Below are 3,380 nucleotides of genomic sequence, written 5' to 3' on the forward strand. Positions count from 1 at the left end.
TCAACTGTCTTAAAATTGATCAATCATTTATTGATAAATTGATGTACCTTGAGCCTGAGAAGACAATTACTGATGATATTATCTCCATGGCTCATAATTTAGGTCATTATGTAATCGCAGAAGGTGTAGAACATGAAAAACAGAAGCAATACCTGCAAAGACACGGCTGTGATAAGATACAGGGTTATCTAATCAGTAAACCCCTTGATGAAGATATGGCTATTGAATTTCTCAGGAAATATAAGAGCATAGAAAACCAATAACAATCACTGTTTTGGTTGATAAATCTACTTATATTAATAAAAATTTTTTAATTCCCATTTTTTTGTAATTAATTAATTAATTAATCAGGAATATCAATTTCCCACAATATTTTTTACTTCAAGGTATTGAAAATAATCATAAATTTTAGTAGAATAACTTTAATTTTTTAAATTTTTAATACTATATTATGTTATTAATTTAAAATGATAAAGGAGGTGTGTATTAATATTATAAATTTTTTACCAGAAATGTTGTTAAACAAAAATAGATATTTAGATAATAAAATTAAAATAGGAGAATTTATGAATAAAATAAAATATTTGATTATAGCAATAATCATTATAGGGATACCTTCCTTTGGTATGGCAGATGTTATTGAACAGGAAGTTAATTGTGTTTCCTGTAATGAAGACTTAAGTATAAGTTCCAACTCTGAATGTACAACTGTTTCGGTGGGAAAAGATGTTTCAACTGACGGGTCTACTATTATTTCTTACAATTCTGATTGTGGTGGCTGTCCTTTCCATACAACGATTGTCCCTGCTGCTGATTGGGTAGAAGGCGATATGAGAGGGATTATGCATCGAGGAGAAGTTCAAGGTGAAATGCCCCAGGTTCCCCATACATTTCAATATTTAAGAAGCTGCCTTCCGGTAATGAATGAAAAAGGTGTAGCTGTTGGAGAAACCACTTGCTCCATTGATACCAGCACTGAATATGGTCAGGAAGTAAGAGAGGTAATGCGCAGCAGTGAAGGCATTGTGGATTATGAATACATTTTAGAAGTAGTATTAGAAAGAGCCTCAACTGCCAGAGAAGCTGTAGAAATTTTAGGTGACATTATCGAAACTTACAAATGGGCTCCTATTAATGCTGAAAATATAAACTTTGCTGATGGTGATGAAATATGGATAATGGAAGTGTATGGACATGACCTATGGTGTGCTTTTAGATTAGCTGATGATGAAGTGTTTGTATCCGCTAATGCAGCCAGGATTAGAGACATTGATTTTGATGATGAGGAAAATGTAATGCACTCCCCAAATATTATTTCTTTTGCTGTTGACAAGGGATGGTATGATCCTGTTTCCGGAGAGCCTTTCCGCCCGGCAGATATTTATGCACCAAATAATAATGTGTATGCAACACGTAGAGTATGGAGGGCATATGATATAATGGCCCCTTCTTTAGGGCTAAGCCCGCATGAAGTGGAATATCCTCAAACAATAGTGCCAGATAATAAACTTTCTGTCCATGATGTATTTAAAATCATGGGTGATTATTATCAGGGAACTGATTATGATTTAACTGTAGGTCCCGCAGCAGGTCCCTGGGGTAACCCAATTCGGTATGCTAACTCAGGTGATGGCACATGGGAAAGAAGTATAAACATGCATCGAACAAATTATTTCCATATCAGCCAGATAAACAATAATTATCCTGATCCAATAAAGGGTGTAGCATGGTTTGGCTACGGAGCCCCGGACAGTTCTTATATTGCTCCCTTAAGTGGCACAATGAATGAATTACCGGAATTTTACAGAACAGGTTCAAGATGGGAACCTTTCGATCGCAATTCCGGGTGGTGGATAAATATATATGTACAGCAGATGGCTGAATTGCATTACAATGAAGCAATTAAAGATCTTTATGCAGTCCGTGATCCAAAGCTGGAAATGTTATATGAAATTGTCCCCGAAGTTCAAAAGAAAGCAACAGAAATTTACCAGACAGATCCTGAAAGAGGATTGAGTTTAATAAATAATTTTTATTATCAGCATGCAGTTGCATTACATGAATCCTGGAAAAATTTAGGTGATATGCTATTAGGAAAATATGCCATGGGATATATAAATTTCCGTACTGCTGCCTATCCTGAATGGTGGAATGAATTAATTGGATATGGTCCTGTAGAAAGATAAAATACACAATTTGATACTGAAAAATTAACTATAAAATGGCTGGAAGAGATAAAATCTTTCCAGCCATTAAAAATTTTGTAATATTGTAGTTTTACAATCCTTATTAGTTAAAATATTAGTAACTAAAAACTGAATGTTAGGGAAATTAATTTGTTTAAATTAAAATATCTTCATTTTTATTTCTTTGACATAATCTTAGTAAATACATTAAAATATATCCAGTTTAATAATTTTTATGGTGAAAGGGAAAGAATATGACTAAGCTACAACTACTCACATTAAGTGAGAATACTTCCTCAATTGGGAAAAACTTGATTGCTGAGTGGGGCTTAAGTTTCCTGCTAAAAACAGAAGATTCTACAATATTATTTGATGTAGGAAGAAATATTTCTGCCTGCTACAATGCACAGATGCTCGGGATAAATTTAAATACTATAGATAAAATTGTGTTGAGCCACAGTCATCCGGATCATACAGGTGGGCTAAGGCAAATATTAGAAAGAATAAACAAAAAGGATAAAATAGAAATTTTTGCCCATCCTGATGTCTGGAAGAAAAGATTCAATTGTAATAATGATAATAATTGTAAGTATGCCGGGATACCTTTCAGCAAAGATGAGCTGGAAGGTCTTGGTGCCGAATTTTCTTTAAGTAAAGAACCGGTAATAATTGCCAAAAATATGCTTACAACTGGTGAAATTCCAATGAAAACTGATTTCGAACAAGTAGATTCAGGTAATAAAAAAAGATTGATTCTATATAATGGGGAATATGTTGATGATTTTATCCTGGATGATCAAGCCATTATTTATAAATCAGAAAAAGGACTTGTTGTTATTGCCGGATGCGCTCATAGGGGAATAATTAATACAGTTCTCCATGCCCAAAATATAACAGGAATTAAAGATGTATTTGCAGTAATTGGAGGGTCTCATCTGGTTGATTCAAATACCGAAAGAATTGTTAATACCATGAAAGCATTGGAAGAATTAAAAGTTAAAAAGATAGGATTATGTCATTGTACAGGATTTAAAGCTTTAAGTATGCTATATAATATGTTTCCCGACCAATTCATTACTGTCAATGCAGGTACTGAAATCTTATTTTAGATTTTTAATTTATAGGTAATTTATACTTGGCCCGTTTCCTATTTGTACTAACTCTTATTAATATAGGTACAAAATATATAGAATA

3 protein-coding genes are annotated in these 3,380 nt (G+C 33.1%); all 3 read left to right on the plus strand.

All coding sequences use genetic code 11. The features are described 5' to 3' along the window. Window positions 1-263, plus strand: a 263-nt coding sequence (locus tag PHQ99_08235; GenBank protein ID MDD4289558.1) for an EAL domain-containing protein, incomplete at its 5' end; no start/stop codon positions are given. Window positions 264-566: 303 nt separating this feature from the next. Next, window positions 567-2,186 carry a C69 family dipeptidase gene (locus PHQ99_08240; protein ID MDD4289559.1) on the plus strand — a complete coding sequence of 540 codons (1,620 nt, stop codon included), beginning with the start codon at window positions 567-569 and terminating at the stop codon, window positions 2,184-2,186. A gap of 254 nt (window positions 2,187-2,440) precedes the next feature. Beyond that, window positions 2,441-3,295, plus strand: a complete 855-nt coding sequence (locus PHQ99_08245; GenBank protein ID MDD4289560.1) for an MBL fold metallo-hydrolase — start codon at window positions 2,441-2,443, stop codon at window positions 3,293-3,295. The last annotated feature ends 85 nt before the right edge of the window (window positions 3,296-3,380 follow it).

The sequence above is a fragment of the Atribacterota bacterium genome (genome assembly GCA_028703475.1).
Lineage (GTDB): Bacteria > Atribacterota > Phoenicimicrobiia > Phoenicimicrobiales > Stramentimicrobiaceae > JAQVMU01.

What these genes read in the sequence shown, in the direction of transcription:
- PHQ99_08245 (MDD4289560.1), top strand. Translation starts at nt 2,441, where the DNA reads ATGACTAAGCTACAACTACTCACATTAAGTGAGAATACTTCCTCAATT.
- PHQ99_08240 (MDD4289559.1), top strand. Translation starts at nt 567, where the DNA reads ATGAATAAAATAAAATATTTGATTATAGCAATAATCATTATAGGGATA.